Origin of the sequence: Pseudomonas oryzihabitans, assembly GCF_024652905.1 — a bacterium.
Lineage (GTDB): Bacteria > Pseudomonadota > Gammaproteobacteria > Pseudomonadales > Pseudomonadaceae > Chryseomonas > Chryseomonas benzopyrenica.
The window spans coordinates 1,628,620-1,644,269 of record NZ_CP102428.1 but is presented as its reverse complement, the minus strand read 5'-3'; the positions used below and the strand labels follow the sequence as shown (position 1 = coordinate 1,644,269).

The following is a 15,650-nucleotide window of genomic DNA, read 5'->3' as shown; positions in this document are numbered from 1 at the left end:
GGCCGTCCCCGGCTGTCACCGGTCCACACCGCGACTAGCGGGCGAAGGCGGGCAGGCTGGCCGGCAGCAGCTTGGCGGTATTGCGCGCATCGGTCTCGGCACGGTGCAGTACTCCGGTAAAGGCCAGCCCCGCCGACTCCAGTGCGGCGGTGAGACTCAGCGGGCGCGCCAGACCGCGGGCCTTGGCGAAGGCCTGTTTGAGATTGCGGTGCGGTACCCGCGCCAGATGGGTGTGCAGATCATGCTCGCGCCAGGCGTGCTCCAGCAGGCGGCGGTCGAAATCGCCCCAGCTGCACCAGCCGGCCAGGGTGGTTTCATAGGCGCCCAGCCAGCGCTCGAAGCCCAGCCAGGTGCCTGCCAGCGGCTCGGCGCCATCGACATCCGCCTGGCTGATGTGGGTGAGGTTGCGGCAAAAGGGCGTCAGCAGCGGCAGGCGCTCGGGCTGGACGAAGCTCTGGTAGCGATCCAGCTCCTGCCCCTCGGCGTTCACCATCACCGCGCCGATCTCGATGATTTCCATCAACTCCAGCGGCCAGCCGCCCTCGTCGGTGGTCGCCTCCAGGTCCAGCACCAGCCAATGCTTCATCGTCACGCCCTCGGGCCAGCCGCCCCGCTCATCGCAGATATGACGGCCGAAAAATCTCTGGGTTGCGTAGCATCGTGCGAATGAATGTTACATTCATGACTCGATAGCGACATCTGGTCACGATTCGCTTGTGAGGCTCCAGCCTTGCTTTTAAGCTTCAAGCCTCTTCTCCAGCGAGTTTCACCATGGAATGCCGTCCGGGCTGTGGCGCCTGTTGCATCGCGCCGTCGATCTCCTCACCGCTGCCACGCATGCCCCAGGGCAAGCCTTCCGGCGTGCGCTGCGCCCACCTGGACAGCACCAATCGCTGCGATCTGTTCGACTCTCCGCTGCGCCCGGTGGTGTGCGGCGGCTTCCGGGCCGAGCTGGCCTTCTGCGGCAGCAACAGCGCCGAGGCCATGGCCATCCTCTTGCGCCTGGAGGGTGAAACCGCCGCCTGATCCGGTTCTGAACTGCGCTCTCCGACAATCACAACAACAAGGGACGTCCCATGCACAAGCCGCTTCGCTCCATCCTCGCCCTGACCCTGCTCGTCGCCACTGGTCTGGCCCAGGCCGAAGACTGGCAACTCGCCAAGCAGGAAGACGGTATCCAGGTCTATACCCGCGCCGTCGCTGGCTCCAAGTACAAGGCCTATCGCGGCGTGGTCCAGATCAAGGCCGATCCAGCCACCATCGCCAAGCTGCAGGACGATCCGGTGGGCTCCTGCAAATGGATCTTCCGTTGCCAGTCGCTGCAGGTGCTCAAGCGGCAGGACAACCAGGCCTGGACCTACATGCGCATCGAGATGCCCTGGCCGGTGACCGCGCGCGACGTGGTCTTGCATATCACCGAGCAGAAGACCCCCGACGGCGGCTTCACCCGCACCCTCGAAGGCCAGCCCGACTATCGTCCTGCCGCCGATGGCTATGTGCGGGTGGCGAGCTTCCAGGGCCAGTGGCGCGTGGTGCCGAAGAACGGTGGCTCGGAAGTGACCTACGAGGCCCAGAGCGAGCCCGGTGGCAACGTGCCGTCCTGGCTGGCCAACAGTTTCGTGGTGGATGCCCCGCTCAACACCCTGAAGGGTCTGCGCCAGGCCGCGCAGCGCTGATCCGGCGTCTCTAGGCAAAAGGCCTGGCTCCCATGGCGCCAGGCCTTTTTTATACCACCCCTGTGCCGGATCTTGCCGGCCCAAGGTATTCCCTGGTAGCCTTTTTTAATACCACCCCTATAGCGCTGAAGCAGAGGGGATTCACCTCTCTGCTTCAGCGGTGGTAATCAACGAGCCGGGTTGGCTGCCGAATGACTGCGTTTCTTGCGCCGCCAGCCGTCCACCAGGCGGAAGGCCAGCAAGGCGGCGCCGATGGCTGCGTAGATCGACCACTCTTCGAGATCCGAGCGCACGATCCAGAGATAGTGCAAGAGCCCCAGGCCCAGCACCAGGTAGGCCAGCCGATGCAGTTCCTTCCAGCGCTTGCCCAGGCGGCGCATGGCGGGGCGGTTGGAAGTGACGGCCAGGGTCAACAGGATCAGCAGGGCCGCGGCGCCGACGATGATGTAGGGCCGGCGCTGCAATTCCACCCCCAGTTGCGACAGGTCGAAGCCCAGGACGAAAGCCAGGTAGCCCAGGAAGTGCAACAGGGCGTAGGTGAAGGTCCAGAGGCCGAGCTGACGGCGGATCACCGGCCAGAGCTTCCAGCGGGTGAGGCGCGACAGCGGGGTCAGGCTGAGGGTCAGCAACAGCAGCACCAGGGCGCCGGTGCCCAGCTTGTCCACCAGTGCCTTGCCCGGATCCGGACCGAGGGCGAAGATCCAGGCCTGGTACAGCCACCACAGCGGCGGGCAGAGCGCGGCGATGAACACCGCGACCCGCCAGAGCAGCAAGCCCATCAGTAGTTTCTCCGCAGATCCATGCCGCTGTAGAGCGAGGCCACTTCCTCGCCATAGCCGTTGAACATCAGGGTCGGCCGCACGTTGGGGCTGAACAGACCGCTGGGCAGGCGCCGTTCGCGGGCCTGGCTCCAGCGCGGGTGGTCCACTTCCGGATTGACGTTGGCATAGAAGCCGTACTCGTTGGGTGCCATGCCCTGCCAGGTGGTGCGCGGCTGTTCTTCCACCAGGCTGATCCGCACGATCGACTTGATGCCCTTGAAGCCGTATTTCCAGGGCACGATCAAGCGTAGCGGCGCGCCGTTCTGGTTGGGCAGCACCCGGCCGTACATGCCTACCGTCATCAGCGTCAGCGGATGCATGGCCTCGTCCAGGCGCAGGCCTTCGACATAGGGCCAGTCCAGCAGGGCGAAGCTGGAGTTCATGCCGGGCATGTGCTGTGGATCCTTGAGCGTCTCGAACCTCACGTAGCGGGCCTTGCCGGTGGGCTCGACGCGCTTGAGCAGGCTGGCCAGCGGAAAGCCCAGCCAGGGAATGACCATGGACCAGGCCTCGACGCATCTCATGCGATAGATGCGCTCTTCCAGGGTGTCGGGGCCGAAGAGGTCTTCCAGGCCGTAGGTGCCTGGCTTGCCCACCTCGCCGTCGACCACCACGCTCCAGGGTTGGGTCGGCAGCTGGCCGGCATGGGCCGCGGGATCGCTCTTGTCCGGCCCGAATTCGTAGAAGTTGTTGTAGTGGGTGGCGTCCTTGAAGGGCGTGATGTCTTCGCCCTTGACCGTGGCCGCCTGCCAGCGGGTATCCGGCAGCTTGCGCTCGAACCAGTCCGGGCCCTTGGCGGCTTCGACGTCGCCGTAGCTGGAGGCGGCGGCCAGGGCCCAGCCGGGCAGGGCGGCGCCGGCAAGCAGGGCGCCGCTGGCACCGAGCAACTGGCGCCGGGACAGGTAGACGGCTTCGGGAGTGATCTCCGACCCACGACAGGCAGAGCGCGGAACGATCTTGATCGGCATGACGGACCTCGATGGGGGGCGCTCGACAGGGAGCGGCTGGCTAACAGCGTGAGACATCCCGGTCGTGAAAAGCTTCCCACGCCAACGATAGCCCGCCGTCCCGGTCCGGCGGAAGGCCGTTGCGCTCGGACGGGCGGGACGTTCAGGCCGTCGCCAGGCACCTTCGGGACCCCGTGCCATACTGCGGCGACCTCTCGCCCTCAGGAGTGCCCGATGAAGAAGCTGATCAATAGCCCCACCGCGGTGGTTCGCGAACTGCTCGAAGGTCTCGTCAGCCTGGATCCCGGCCTGGCCCTGCTGGCCGAGGAACAGGTCATCCTGCGCCAGCCCCTGGCCGCCGCCGAACGCCCGGTGGCGGTGATTTCCGGCGGTGGCAGCGGCCACGAGCCGGCCCATGCCGGCTACGTCGGGGACGGAATGCTGACCGCCGCGGTGGCTGGTGACGTCTTTACCTCGCCCAGCGTGGATGCCGTATTGGCCGCGATCCGGGCGGTCGCCGGGCCCGCCGGGGCGCTGCTGGTGGTCAAGAACTACACCGGTGATCGTCTCAACTTCGGCCTGGCCGCGGAACTGGCGCGCAGCGAGGGCATTCCGGTCGAGACGGTACTGGTGGCCGACGACGCCGCCCTGCGCCATACCGTGGCTCCGGAGCGGCGCCGCGGCATCGCCGGCACCGTGCTGATCCACAAGCTTGCCGGCGCGGCGGCCGCAGCCGGACGGTCGCTGGCGGAGGTGGCCAGCCTGGCCCGCGCTGCGAGTGCCGAACTGCGCAGCATGGGTGTCGCCCTGGGCGCCTGCACGGTACCGGCGGTAGGGCACCCAGGCTTCCAGCTGGCGGAGGACGAGGTGGAGTGGGGCCTCGGCATCCATGGCGAGCAGGGCGTCGAGCGCGGCCCCTGGCTGGGCGCCGATGCCACCGTGGCGCGGCTGCTGGATACCCTCATCGAAGACGGCGGCTACGCCAGGGGGACGCGCCTGGCGCTGCTGGTCAATGGCCTGGGCGCGACGCCGCCGCTGGAACTCGCGCTGATGGCGCGGGCGACACTGCTCCAGTTGCGTCAGCGCGGCCTGGTGGTGGCGCGGGCCTGGACCGGCACCTTTCTCAGCGCCCTGGACATGCCCGGCTGTTCGCTGTCGCTGCTACCGGTGGATGAGGTGCGCCTGGCGCTGTTCGATGCGCCGACCCTGGCCCGCGCCTGGCCGGGCTCTGGCCAGGTACCGGCGGCACCCACGCTGTTGTCCGCACCTGCGGCGGTAGCCGAAACAACCCCATGCACCCCTGGTCCCCTGGCCGAGCGTCTGCAGGCGGCGGCAGATGCGGTCATCGCCAGCCTGCTGGCCAACGAAGCTCGCCTCACCGACCTGGACAGCCGCGCCGGGGATGGCGATCTGGGCACCAGCCTGGCCCGTGGCGCCGAGGCGCTGCGTGCCTTGCCAGCCAGCGCCTGGTACGCCCCGGCCAGTGCCCTGGCGGCCATGGGGCAGGCTCTGCGCCGCGCCATCGGCGGCAGCTCCGGACCCTTCTACGCCTGCGCCCTGGTCCGCGCCGCCCAGGTGCTGGACGGGGTGGAGCGACCCACGCTGGCCCAATGGGCCGAGGCGTTCGATGGCGGCGTCCAGGCCCTTGCCGAACTCGGCGGCGCCCAACCGGGCCAGCGCACCATGCTCGATGCCTTGCGACCGGCAGCGGATGCCCTGCTGGCCGGTGCCCGGGCTGGTGCCAGCCCGGCGCAGGCCTTTGCCACGGCCCTCGCTGCCGCTCGCGAGGGCGCCGCGGCTACCGCCGAGATGCTACCGGCCCAGGGTCGCGCCAGTTACCTGGGCGAACGGGCCCGCGGCATTCCCGATGGCGGCGCCGTGGCGGTGGTCTGCTGGCTGGAAGCCCTGGAACCCGTGATCGCCCGCTAGCGCGAGTCAGCGCCATGGCCGGTCCCGCGGCGACCGGGCCAGCCATGGCGGCAGACCAGCGACAGCAGGGCGCCAACGAAGGCCAGGGCCATGTCCTTTTGCGCGTCCCAGGGGTCGCCCTGGGCGCCGACGAAGGCTTCCGCGGCGTCGCCCGCCAGCAGATCGGCGCCCAGCCATTCCATCAATTCGTAACCGGCTGAGGAGGCCAGGATGAATTCCAGGGCCACATAGGCGCTCCGCCAGCCGCGCAGCCCGGTCAGGCCCTGGACCACTTCCCGAATTGGCCGGGCCAACAGCAGGCCATAGGCGAGGTGGACCAGCCGGTCGTAGTGGTTGCGCTGCAGATCCAGGACCTCGGTCAGCCGGTAACCGATCAGGGCCTGCCAGGCGTCGTCGTAGGGCACCCGGGAATAGGTGTAGTGGGCGCCGATCTGGTGCAGCACCAGAAAGCCGAAGAGTTGCAGGCTGGCGCTGGCCGACAGCCGAAGCCGTCGCTGGACCAGGGCCACGCCCAGCACGGCGATGATCACCAGTAGCTGCTCGATCGTCCAGGTGAAACGGTCCAAGGGGGACCAGCCGAGCGCCAGGGTAAGGACGGCCAGGGTCAGCAGAAGAAGGAGTTGCAGACGGGAACAGCGGGTGGGGTTCAAACGCGAGAGCCTTGTCCGGAATGCGGAGCGTCGCGACGACGGCCCCTGCTGCGTGGACCTCCGCTCGACCGCCAGCGTTCGAATGCGGCGACCCGATATCGTCGCGGCGTCGCTGCAAAAACAGCAAGCGCAGCGGAGGCACCGGCGCCGCTTGCCCGCGGTCCCACGGGCAGGACCTTTCCCTCCCCTGGAGCTCTCGATGTCCATCCTGCCACCGCTCTCGGCTTTCGATTCGAGCCTGGCACTGTTGCGCGAAGGCTATGCCTTCATCAGCAATCGCTGCGATCGCCTGGATAGCGATGTCTTCGCCACCCGGCTGTTCCTGCAGCCCATCCTCTGTCTGCGTGGCCAGGCGGCGGTGGAGCTCTTCTATCGTGAGGAACGTTTCACCCGAGTGGATGCCGCGCCCCGGTCACTGCGCCAGACACTGTTCGGCGAAGGCGGCGTCCAGGGCCTGGATGGTGCGGCTCACCGCCAGCGCAAGGCGCTCTTCCTTGAGATTACCCGGCCGGCGCGGGTGGAGGCCTTGATCACCCGGGTGGAACGGGAGTGGCGCGCCAGGCTGCCCAGCTGGCAGAGCCGCGGAGAGATCATCCTGCTGGACGAATTGCATCGCCTCTATACCCGCGCGGTCTGCGACTGGGCGGGCGTCACCCTGGCCCCGGAAGAGGAGGGGCAGCGCTGTGCCGACCTGGTCGCGCTGCTCGAAGGCGCCGGCAGCCCAGGCCTGGCCAACCTGGGCGCTCGCCGGGCACGTCGGCGGCTGGAGCGCTGGCTTGGCGGGCAGGTCGAGCAGGCCCGCAAGCAGCCGGCACCGACTGGCAGCGCCCTGGCGCTGATCGCGCAGCACCGGGAGCCGGATGGTCAGCCGTTGTCGCCACGGGTGGCCGCGGTGGAGCTGCTCAATGTGCTGCGGCCAACGGTGGCCGTAGCACGCTTTTCCACCTTTGCCGCCCTGGCGCTTTACAAGCAACCGGCCTGGCGCGAACGGTTGCGGGCCGATCCCGCCGCCCGGTTGCCTTTCGCCCAGGAGGTGCGACGCTTCTACGCCTTCTTTCCCTTCACCGTGGCGCGAGTACGGGAAACCTTCGAATGGCACGGCGTCGCCTTCCGCCGCGGCACCCGCGTCCTGCTGGATCTCTATGGCACCAATCGCGATCCGCGCAGCTGGGAGCGTCCCGAGGTGTTCGAGCCCACGCGCTTTGTCGCCGAGGCGATCCCGGCCGCCGCCTTCGTACCCCAGGGCGGCGGCGATGTGGCCCATCAGCACCGCTGTCCGGGCGAAGGCATCGCCCTGGCGCTCATGACCTCCGCCCTGCGCCTGCTGCTGCAGGACATGACCTACCAGGTGCCAACCCAGGATCTGCGCATCGATCTGGCGCGGATGCCGATGCGCCCCGCCAGCGGCCTGATCCTGAGCGAGGTCCAGGCGGTGCAGCGCACCCGCAGTTCGGTGGCCTAGCTTGCTCCGGGGGTCGGAGCGCCTCGTCATGGCGCTCGCGCAGCAGCAGCGGCCGGTCAGGCAGGCCGCGGCGCCACCTGGGTACGTGCCGTGAGCAGACTCACCAGCACGAAGCTGACCAGACTCAGGCCGAGGCTGAAATAGATCGGCGTATTCGCCTCCAGGCCGTCCTTGAGCATGAAGACGATGGCCGCGATCGAGCCCAGCAGCATGCTCGCCAGCGCTCCGGCCGTGGTCGCGCGCGGCCAGAGGATGGCACCGAGCAACGGCACCAGGATGCCGCCCACCAGCAGGTTGTAGGCCAGGGTCAGGGCGCCGATGACGTCATTCACCAGTAAGGCGACGGCGAGCACGGCCAGGCCGGTCAGCAGGGTGAAACCACGTGCCATGCCCAGGGTCGAGGCCTTGCCGCCACGCAGCCGGGGCAGGAGGTCCTCGGTCAGGGTAGTGGAGGCCGCCAACAGTCCGGCACTGGCGGTGGACATCATGGCCGCCAGGGCGGCGGCGATCACCAGGCCGCGGATGCCGTCCGGCAGGGTACTGCGGACGATGGCGGCGAAGGCGTTGTTGGCATCGCCCAGGTCCGGCAGCAGCACCCGGGCGCACATGCCGATCAGCGCGCCTACCAGACCATAGAGTACGCAATAGATGCCGGCCAGGCTGCCCGCCGCTCGCGCCACGCCTTCACTGCGCGCGGTGAAGACCCGCTGCCAGATGTCCTGGCCGATCAGGATGCCGAAGAAGTAGATCAGGAAGTAGGTGAGGATGGTGTCATAGCCAATGCTGGTCAGGGCGAAGGCGCTGGCCGGCAGCTTGGCCACCAGGGCGTCCCAGCCACCGACCCGGGTCAGGCAGATGGGCAGCAGCACGAACATCAGGCCCGCGGTCTTGATGACGAACTGGACGATATCGGTCAGCGTCAGCGACCACATGCCGCCGATGCTGGAATAGATCACCACCACGCTGCCGCCGAGCAGAATGGCGCTCCAGAACGGCAACTCGAACAGCACCTGGATCACCGTGCCCATGGCCAGCACCGAGACCACGCTGAGCATCAGCGCATAGACGAACATGATGGCGGCGCTGGCCTGGCGCGCCAGAGGCGTGTAGCGCCGTTCCAGCACCTGGGTCACGGTATAGATGCGCAGCTTCAGCAGTGGCTTGGCGAGAAACAGGTTGAGCACCAGGATGCCGCCGCCCAGCATGGCGCACAGCCAGAAGCCGGACAGGCCATGGACGTAGCCCAGCCGCACCGTGCCCACGGTGGCGGCGCCCCCCAGCACGGTGGCGGCCATGGTGCCCAGGTAGCAGGCCGGACCGAGGTTGCGGCCGGCGACGAGGAATTCCTCCTGATTGCGGGCACGGCGCATGCCGTACCAGCCGAGCAACAACATGGCCAGGGCATAGGCCAGGACGACGGAAATATCCAGGATCATTGACGGGATCTCTTGTAGGGCTGAGCAAGGCCGGGCGCGCCGGCCCCATGACAGGGTTCGGGATCAGGCGGCGCGGATGCCTGGAGGTGTTGCGCGGGCACGTCGGCGTCTGGGGCGCCGTGCACCGGCCGGGCCATAGACGGCAACCGGTTCCGGGAACAGCAGGAGCAAAATCAGGTAGAGCAGGGCGGCGCTGCCCAGGGCCAGGGGCAGGCTCAGGTCGATGCCGCCGGCCAGCGCGCCCAGGGGGCCCACGAACTGGCCGGGCAGGTTGACGAAGGCCAGCCCGAGCAGGGCGCTGGGAATCCAGGCGCCCATGCCGCGCCAGTTCCAGCCGTGGTGGAACCAGTAGCGGCCACCGCGCTGGCCACGGGTGAACACCTGGAGGTCGTCCGGGCAATAGAAGCCCCGGCGGACCAGCAGGCCCAGGATCATGATCACCATCCAGGGGCTGGTGCAGGTCACGATCAGCACCGCGAAGGTTGAGACGCTCTGCACCAGGTTGAAGCTGAAGCGCCCGATGAAGATGAAGGCGATGGCCGCCAGGCCGATCAGCAGGGTCGCCCGCACCCGGGTCAACAACCGGGGCAGCACGCTGGAGAGATCCAGGCCGGTGCCATAGAGCGCCGTGGTGCCGGTGGACAGGCCACCGATGACCGCCAGCAGGCACACCGGCAGGAAGTACCAGGTGGGGCTTATGGCCAGCAGGCCACCCACATAGTTGTTCTGCGCGATATAGGCGGGGGCCTGCACCGCCACCAGGGAGGCGGTGGCCAGGCCGAACAGGAAGGGAATCAGGGTGGCGGTCTGAGCCGCGATCACCGCCAGCAGGATGCGTCGGCGCGGCGTCTGCCGGGGAATGTAGCGCGACCAATCGCCGAGAAAGGCGCCAAAGGACACCGGATTGCTCATGGCCACCAGCGCCGCGCCGATGAAGGCGGCCCAGAAGCCCGGTTGGCCCAGTTGCAGGGTGCCTTCGTAAGCGGCGTCGAAGCTGCCGGCGAAGGCCGGGATGCCGAGCAGGAACAGCAGGCTGGCACTGATCACGGCGATCTTGTTGACCCACAGCATGAAGCGAAAGCCATAGAGGCAGACCGTCAGCACCAACATGGCGAACAGTCCGTAGGCCAGGCCCAGGGTCAGGGCGTTCTCCGGCAATCCGATCAGGCGCTGGGCCCCGCCTATCAGGGCGTCGCCGGAACTCCACACCGACAGCGAGAAGAAGGCGATGGCGGTGAGCAGGGAGAGAAAGGAGCCGACGATACGCCCATGCACGCCGAAGTGAGCGCCCGAGGAGACGGCGTTGTTGGTGCCGTTGAGCGCGCCGAACAGACCCATGGGCGCCAGGATCAGCGCGCCACACAGGACCCCGCTTGCGATGGCCAGCACCCCGGCCTGGAACGACAAGCCGAATAGGATCGGAAAACTACCCAGGACGGCGGTGGCGAAGGTGTTGGCACCGCCGAAGATCAGGCGGAAGAGATCGAAGGGGGTAGCATGGCGTTCGTGGTCGGGAATCTGCTCGACCCCGAAGGTTTCGATACGGGTGATGCCGTCATGATGGTCCATGGATGACGCCTCGACACGGTTATACGCAGGCTGGACCTGCGTTCTTGTTGTCGGCGGACCAGGGGGTCCGCCGGTGTTCGGCAGCGAAAAGACAGAGGGTGGGTGACCGTCATGGCGGGTCACCGCACCTTGGAGGGTCAGCGGTAGGCGACCCCCGGCAGCACACAGAGCATCTCGTAGAGCAGATTGGCGCCAAGCAGGGCGGTATTGCCGGTGGTGTCATAGGGCGGCGACACCTCCACCAGGTCGCAGCCCACCAGATCGAGGCCGCGGCAGCCGCGGATGATTTCCAATGCCTGGATGGTGGTCAGGCCGCCGATTTCCGGCGTGCCGGTCCCCGGTGCCCAGGCCGGATCGATGCTGTCGATGTCGTAGGACAGATACACCGGCCCGCCGCCCACCCGCTCGCGCACCTCGGCCATCAGCGGGGTCAGGGACTGATGCCAGCACTCCTCGGCCTGCACCACCCGAAAGCCCTGTTCGCGGCACCAGTCGAAGTCGTCGGCGGCATAGCCCTGGGCCCGCAGGCCGATCTGCACCACCCGGTCGCAGTCCAGCAGGCCTTCTTCCACGGCGCGGCGGAAGGTGGTGCCATGGGCGATCTTCTCGCCGAACATGTGCTCGTTGACGTCGGCATGGGCATCCACGTGCACCAGGCCGATCTTGCCGTATTTCTTCTTCATGGCCCGCAGGATGGGCAGCGTCAGGGTGTGATCGCCGCCCAGGGTGAGGGGGATGACATCGTGCTCCAGCACCCGGTCGTAGTGCTCCTCGATCAGCCGCACCGTGTCCAGCAGGTTGAAGGTGTTGATGGCGACGTCGCCCAGATCGGCGACGCTCAGGGAGTCGAAGGGCGCCGCGCCGGTGGCCATGTTGTACGGACGGATCATCACCGATTCGCTGCGCAGCTGCCGCGGACCGAAGCGGGTGCCGGAGCGCAACGAGGTACCGATGTCCAGCGGTATGCCGATGAAGGCGGCGTCGAGTCCGGCCGGGGAAGCGAGGTGGGGCAGTCGCAGCATGCTGGCGATGCCGCCGAAGCGGGGCATCTCGTTGCCGCCCAGCGGCTGGTGCAGGATCTTTTCCACGGGTCATCCTCGTTGTGCTGATGACCCGATTGTGCAAAGTCCCTGACAGCCGAAGAATCGGCGCAGGCAAAAAATCACTTCAGAGATTTCTGAACTGATGGCTAGACTGCCGGGCCGCGTCCACCGGGAGTCCGCCATGGCCAATGCCCTCCACGACATCCGCCTGCTCAAGCTGTTCGCCTGCGTGGTACGCCACCAGGGCTTCGCCGCGGCGCAGCAGGAGCTGAACCTGTCCACCTCGGCCATCAGCACCTACATGAGCCAACTGGAAGGGCAGCTCGGGGTCACCCTCTGTCATCGCGGCCGGGGTGGTTTCGCCCTGACCAGCAAGGGCGAACTCTTCCACCAGGAAACCCTGCGGATCCTCGGCGAGATCGAAGGCTTCGAACGCTATGCCACCACCCTCAAGGGCGAACTGAGCGGCACCCTCAACCTGGGCGTACTGGATTCACTGTCCAGCGAGCCGGCGCTGCCGCTGGCTCAGGTGATCGGCAGCTATACCCACGACTATCCCGGCGTTCACCTGCATCTGGCGGTGACCAGTCCCTACGAGTTGCAGCTGGGCGTGCTGGAGGGACGGCTGGATCTCGCCGTGGGCGCCTTTTCCGCGCGCATGAACGGGGTGGTCTACCAGCCGCTCTATCGCGAGCAGCACTGGCTCTATTGCAGCGATCGGCATCCACTGTTCCAGGAGCGGCGTATCCCTGCCGAGGTGATCACCCGCCAGCGCATGGTGCGGCGCGGCTACTGGAGTCAGGCCGAGCTGGCACGCCATGGCTTCAAGGAAAGCGCCGCCACCGTGGAAAGCATGGAGGCCCAGCTGATTCTCATCCTCTCTGGCGCCTATATCGGCTATCTGCCGGAGCACTACGTCCATGCCTGGGTCGACCAGGGGCGCCTCAAGGCGCTGCAACCGGCGACCTTTGGCTATCAGGCGCCGTTCTCCCTCATCACCCGCCGAGGGCGTGGAAGGGAGCCGCTTATCCAGAGTTTTCAACGCATCCTTAAAGCCCAGATGCAACATGCCGATAGTGACTAGGACGATAACCAAGGGGTTACCGTTTTCACCTGTGCGGGCAATTGGCCACCATTTAAATGGTTGATGTCCCACGGAGTAGATAACCCGCTAGATAAGGCACCCGCATGCGCACGAATTTGCCGGTCACCCAACAGGGCCGTACCTTCAAGGAAGAAGAACGACTCATCTCCACCACCGACCTGCAGGGGAACATCACCTACTGCAACGAAGCGTTCATCGCCATCAGTGGCTATACGCGGGAGGAGCTGATCGGCAGTCCGCACAATCTGGTGCGTCATCCCGACATGCCGCCGCCCGTATTCAGCCACATGTGGGCGACCCTCAAGGAGGGCAAGCCGTGGATGGGCATCGTCAAGAATCGCTGCAAGAACGGCGACTTCTACTGGGTCAGTGCCTACGTCACGCCGATCTTGGAACAGGGGCGGGTGATCGGCTACGAATCCGTGCGTTCCCTGCCCAGTGCCAACGAGGTGCGCCGCGCCGGCGAGCTCTATGCACGGATCAATACCGGCAAGGCTCCCGTGCCTCGGATCCGTCGCCTGACCAGCGCCATCTCCGCCTGCTGGTCGACCGTGGCGGCCGCCAGCGTCATCCTGGGCGGTCACTTCATCTTGGACGACACCGCTCAGGCAGCCCTTATCGTCGCCGCCTTGCTGGGTGTCAGTGCCCACCAGCTGTATCGCCAGCGCGCCAGTATCGAGCGCATCCTCGCCGATCATCCCAAGATGTTCTCCAGCGATGTGGTTGCGCCGACCTACAGCGACCAGATCGGCGCCCCAGCGCGTCTGGACCTCGCGTTGCACAGCGAAGCCGCGCGTCTGCAGACCGCCTTGACGCGTCTGGCCGACGTTGGCGACAGCGTGCGCCAGAAGGCCCGCGAGTCTTCGCAGCTGTCCCAGTCCGGGGCGGAGCTGTTGGAACAGCAGCGCCATGAGACCGATCAATCCGCCGCCGCCATCACCCAGATGACCTCCACCATCCACGAGGTCTCGCAAAACGTCCAGGAAACCGCCCAGGCCGCCGCCAACGCGGAGAACATGGTGCATTCCGGACGCGACAAGGCTGAAGAGAGCCTGACCTCCATGCGTGAACTCGGCGCGGCGGTCAGCGACATCGGCCAGGCGGTGGGCGAATTGGCCAGCTCCACCCAGAGCATCGGCAGCGTCGCCGATGTCATCACCGCCATCGCCGAACAGACCAACCTGCTGGCGCTCAACGCCGCCATCGAGGCCGCCCGCGCCGGTGAAGCCGGTCGCGGATTCGCGGTGGTGGCCGACGAGGTCCGCTCGTTGGCCTCCCGTACCCGCGAGTCCACCGAGCAGATCCACCAGATCATCGCCAATCTGCAGGCCAATGCCGACCGTGCCGTGGCCACCGCCAGTCGCGGCGAGGAGACCTCGCGCCAGAGCGAACGCCATTCGGCAGCGGTACGCGAATCCCTGGAGGGCATCAGCGAATCGGTCAGCCTCATCACCGCCATGAGCCAGCAGATGGCCACCGCGGTGGAGGAGCAGAGCCACGTGTCCGAAGACATCAATCGGCAGATCAGCCGCATCGCCGATCTCTCGGACCACAGTTCCGCCCAGGCCCGCCGCGGCTCGGAACTGAGTCGCGAGCTGGAAGGCATGGCCGACTACCTGCACGATCTCACCGCCCGCTTCAATCGCTGAGTCGCGGGGAGGGCGGCGGCGATCCGGTATGATCGCCGCCTCGATTCGCTCTGGAAGCCCTGATGTCCCGTCCCGCTTGCGCGCGCTGCCAGCGTCCCCTGTCGCTCTGCCTGTGCGCGCTGATCCCTGCGCTGGCCAGTCGCACGCGGGTGCTGTTGCTGCAGCATCCCAGCGAGCGGCGCCATCCCCTCAACACCGCACGTCTGGTCGCCCTCGGGCTCAGCAATGCGCAACTGGAGATCGGCGAGACCTTTGCCGACCTGCCGCTCTGGCTCGCCGATCATGATGCCTGGCTGTTGTTTCCCGGCCCCGAAGCGCTCACGGTGAACCTCGTGCCACCCCCGGCTAAGATCGAGTCGAAACGGCTGCTGGTGATTCCCGACGGCACCTGGCGCAAGGCACGGCTGCTGCTGCACGCCAATCCGCTATTGGCCGCGCTGCCCAGGCTCACCCTGCCGCCTGGCGCCCCTTCGCGCTACCGGGTGCGCAAGGCCCCGGCGCCGGATGCGCTATCGACCGTGGAGGCCGTGGTGACGGCGCTGAATGCGCTGGAGGCGCCGCGCCGCTTCGATGCGCTGCTCGCGCCTTTCGAGGCGCTGATCGACGGCCAGATCGCCGCCATGGGGCCGGAAACCTTTGCACGCAATCATGGCGGACCGGAGCAGCGTGACTAGGGGAATTACCCAGGTGCCGGACCACTCTACCTAGAGAGTCAGCAGAGGAGTCACGCCATGTCCCGCTTCCCGATCCGCCCCGATGATGAATTCGCCAGCCTTGCCATGCCCCGTGCTGGCGGCGAACCCGATCAGCCCGATCCGGCGCCCATCCAGCCCAGCGAGCCGGGCGAGCCCACCGTCCCCGATCAGGCGCCGCCAACCCCCATGGCCAGCGCCGCCTAACGCCACGGCGTCACCCATGAAAAAGGGCGATCATCACTGATCGCCCTTTTTTATGCCTATCGGCTAGCGCCGGGTCTTCTGCTTGAGCAGGTAGACCGTTACCGCCGCACAGCTGGTGAAGGCCGCCACCCGTGCCCAGACATAGGGCACCAGCCAGCAGGAAAAACCCACGCTGATCCACATGGCGACGATGGCGTAGACCTTGCCCTTGAGGGGGATGCCGTCGCCTTCCAGGTAGGGTTTGACCCAGGGTCCCAGCCACCTGTGGTTGATCAGCCACAGGTAGAAGCGCTCCGAACTGCGCATGAAGCAGGCCGCGGCCAGCAGCAGGAAGGGCGTGGTGGGCAGCAGCGGCAGAAAGGCGCCGATGATGCCCAGCGCCACGCTGAGCCAGCCGAGGCCCAGCAGCAGGTAGCGGACCCAGCCCTTGCGCTGGCGGGGTCTGGGAGTGGCCTCGTCCATCG

Annotated in this window: 15 protein-coding genes and 2 pseudogenes; 9 read left to right on the top strand and 8 right to left on the bottom strand. The window is 67.1% G+C overall.

Annotated features, from left to right (window positions below; all coding sequences use genetic code 11):
- Positions 1-34: 34 nt before the first annotated feature.
- Positions 35-586 carry an exonuclease domain-containing protein gene (locus NRG74_RS07620; RefSeq protein ID WP_257706191.1) on the bottom strand — a complete coding sequence of 184 codons (552 nt, stop codon included), beginning with the start codon at positions 584-586 and terminating at the stop codon, positions 35-37.
- Between the two features lie 185 nt (positions 587-771).
- Between NRG74_RS07620 and NRG74_RS07615 the strand changes: the two genes are divergently transcribed.
- On the top strand, positions 772-1,026 hold the full coding sequence (locus NRG74_RS07615; RefSeq protein ID WP_257706190.1) for a YkgJ family cysteine cluster protein: 255 nt from the start codon (positions 772-774) through the stop codon (positions 1,024-1,026).
- Between the two features lie 50 nt (positions 1,027-1,076).
- The gene (locus NRG74_RS07610; protein WP_017641740.1) at positions 1,077-1,676 is read left to right on the top strand and encodes an START domain-containing protein; all 600 of its coding nucleotides are present in this window, start codon (positions 1,077-1,079) and stop codon (positions 1,674-1,676) included.
- Positions 1,677-1,843: 167 nt separating this feature from the next.
- Here the strand turns inward: NRG74_RS07610 and msrQ are convergent, their stop codons facing one another.
- Positions 1,844-2,455, bottom strand: a complete 612-nt coding sequence (msrQ, locus tag NRG74_RS07605; RefSeq protein WP_257706189.1) for a protein-methionine-sulfoxide reductase heme-binding subunit MsrQ — start codon at positions 2,453-2,455, stop codon at positions 1,844-1,846.
- A complete protein-coding gene (gene msrP, locus NRG74_RS07600) occupies positions 2,455-3,465 on the bottom strand; it encodes a protein-methionine-sulfoxide reductase catalytic subunit MsrP (protein ID WP_068383981.1) in 1,011 nt (336 codons plus the stop codon). Before msrP ends, msrQ begins: the two co-directional genes overlap by 1 nt.
- A gap of 213 nt (positions 3,466-3,678) precedes the next feature.
- On the opposite strand from msrP, the gene NRG74_RS07595 reads away from it, so the two are divergent.
- A complete protein-coding gene (locus NRG74_RS07595) occupies positions 3,679-5,373 on the top strand; it encodes a dihydroxyacetone kinase family protein (protein WP_257706188.1) in 1,695 nt (564 codons plus the stop codon).
- Here the strand turns inward: NRG74_RS07595 and NRG74_RS07590 are convergent.
- Entirely contained in the window at positions 5,370-6,023 is a 654-nt protein-coding gene (locus tag NRG74_RS07590; protein ID WP_257706187.1) for a DUF2238 domain-containing protein, read from the bottom strand. The genes NRG74_RS07595 and NRG74_RS07590 overlap by 4 nt on opposite strands.
- A 199-nt stretch (positions 6,024-6,222) precedes the next feature.
- On the opposite strand from NRG74_RS07590, the gene NRG74_RS07585 reads away from it, so the two are divergent.
- Positions 6,223-7,485, top strand: coding sequence for a cytochrome P450 (locus NRG74_RS07585; RefSeq protein WP_257706186.1), 1,263 nt, complete (start codon positions 6,223-6,225; stop codon positions 7,483-7,485).
- A gap of 56 nt (positions 7,486-7,541) precedes the next feature.
- On the opposite strand, the gene NRG74_RS07580 is transcribed toward NRG74_RS07585, so the two are convergent.
- The 3 genes from NRG74_RS07580 to speB all read right to left on the bottom strand — a co-directional run bounded on the left by NRG74_RS07580 (position 7,542) and on the right by speB (position 11,578).
- Positions 7,542-8,921: a sodium:solute symporter gene (locus NRG74_RS07580; protein ID WP_257706185.1), complete on the bottom strand. Its 1,380-nt coding sequence runs from the start codon at positions 8,919-8,921 to the stop codon at positions 7,542-7,544.
- A gap of 63 nt (positions 8,922-8,984) precedes the next feature.
- Positions 8,985-10,490, bottom strand: a complete 1,506-nt coding sequence (locus NRG74_RS07575; RefSeq protein ID WP_257706184.1) for a purine-cytosine permease family protein — start codon at positions 10,488-10,490, stop codon at positions 8,985-8,987.
- 137 nt (positions 10,491-10,627) lie between these two features.
- Positions 10,628-11,578, bottom strand: coding sequence for an agmatinase (speB, locus tag NRG74_RS07570; protein WP_017641748.1), 951 nt, complete (start codon positions 11,576-11,578; stop codon positions 10,628-10,630).
- 136 nt (positions 11,579-11,714) lie between these two features.
- Here speB and NRG74_RS07565 point away from each other — a divergent pair, with 136 nt between their 5' ends.
- From NRG74_RS07565 to NRG74_RS07550, 5 genes and pseudogenes are all read left to right on the top strand, one after another.
- On the top strand, positions 11,715-12,617 hold the full coding sequence (locus NRG74_RS07565) for a LysR family transcriptional regulator (protein WP_231356153.1): 903 nt from the start codon (positions 11,715-11,717) through the stop codon (positions 12,615-12,617).
- 104 nt (positions 12,618-12,721) lie between these two features.
- Positions 12,722-13,003, top strand: a pseudogene (locus NRG74_RS24580) (PAS domain-containing protein); the annotation flags it as partial.
- 282 nt (positions 13,004-13,285) lie between these two features.
- Positions 13,286-14,287: pseudogene (locus tag NRG74_RS24575) on the top strand (methyl-accepting chemotaxis protein); the annotation flags it as partial.
- A gap of 62 nt (positions 14,288-14,349) precedes the next feature.
- Positions 14,350-14,961 (top strand): tRNA-uridine aminocarboxypropyltransferase, encoded by a 612-nt coding sequence (locus NRG74_RS07555; protein WP_017641751.1) that lies wholly within the window; start codon positions 14,350-14,352, stop codon positions 14,959-14,961.
- Between the two features lie 57 nt (positions 14,962-15,018).
- Positions 15,019-15,186 carry a hypothetical protein gene (locus tag NRG74_RS07550; RefSeq protein ID WP_184290704.1) on the top strand — a complete coding sequence of 56 codons (168 nt, stop codon included), beginning with the start codon at positions 15,019-15,021 and terminating at the stop codon, positions 15,184-15,186.
- Between the two features lie 63 nt (positions 15,187-15,249).
- Here NRG74_RS07550 and NRG74_RS07545 read toward each other — a convergent pair whose 3' ends face one another.
- Entirely contained in the window at positions 15,250-15,648 is a 399-nt protein-coding gene (locus tag NRG74_RS07545; RefSeq protein ID WP_068383999.1) for a YbaN family protein, read from the bottom strand.
- Positions 15,649-15,650: the final 2 nt, after the last annotated feature.

What these genes read in the sequence shown, in the direction of transcription:
- NRG74_RS07620 (WP_257706191.1), bottom strand. Translation starts at nt 586, where the DNA reads ATGAAGCATTGGCTGGTGCTGGACCTGGAGGCGACCACCGACGAGGGC.
- NRG74_RS07615 (WP_257706190.1), top strand. Translation starts at nt 772, where the DNA reads ATGGAATGCCGTCCGGGCTGTGGCGCCTGTTGCATCGCGCCGTCGATC.
- NRG74_RS07610 (WP_017641740.1), top strand. Translation starts at nt 1,077, where the DNA reads ATGCACAAGCCGCTTCGCTCCATCCTCGCCCTGACCCTGCTCGTCGCC.
- msrQ (WP_257706189.1), bottom strand. Translation starts at nt 2,455, where the DNA reads ATGGGCTTGCTGCTCTGGCGGGTCGCGGTGTTCATCGCCGCGCTCTGC.
- msrP (WP_068383981.1), bottom strand. Translation starts at nt 3,465, where the DNA reads ATGCCGATCAAGATCGTTCCGCGCTCTGCCTGTCGTGGGTCGGAGATC.
- NRG74_RS07595 (WP_257706188.1), top strand. Translation starts at nt 3,679, where the DNA reads ATGAAGAAGCTGATCAATAGCCCCACCGCGGTGGTTCGCGAACTGCTC.
- NRG74_RS07585 (WP_257706186.1), top strand. Translation starts at nt 6,223, where the DNA reads ATGTCCATCCTGCCACCGCTCTCGGCTTTCGATTCGAGCCTGGCACTG.
- NRG74_RS07580 (WP_257706185.1), bottom strand. Translation starts at nt 8,921, where the DNA reads ATGATCCTGGATATTTCCGTCGTCCTGGCCTATGCCCTGGCCATGTTG.
- NRG74_RS07575 (WP_257706184.1), bottom strand. Translation starts at nt 10,490, where the DNA reads ATGGACCATCATGACGGCATCACCCGTATCGAAACCTTCGGGGTCGAG.
- NRG74_RS07565 (WP_231356153.1), top strand. Translation starts at nt 11,715, where the DNA reads ATGGCCAATGCCCTCCACGACATCCGCCTGCTCAAGCTGTTCGCCTGC.
- NRG74_RS07555 (WP_017641751.1), top strand. Translation starts at nt 14,350, where the DNA reads ATGTCCCGTCCCGCTTGCGCGCGCTGCCAGCGTCCCCTGTCGCTCTGC.
- NRG74_RS07550 (WP_184290704.1), top strand. Translation starts at nt 15,019, where the DNA reads ATGTCCCGCTTCCCGATCCGCCCCGATGATGAATTCGCCAGCCTTGCC.
- NRG74_RS07545 (WP_068383999.1), bottom strand. Translation starts at nt 15,648, where the DNA reads ATGGACGAGGCCACTCCCAGACCCCGCCAGCGCAAGGGCTGGGTCCGC.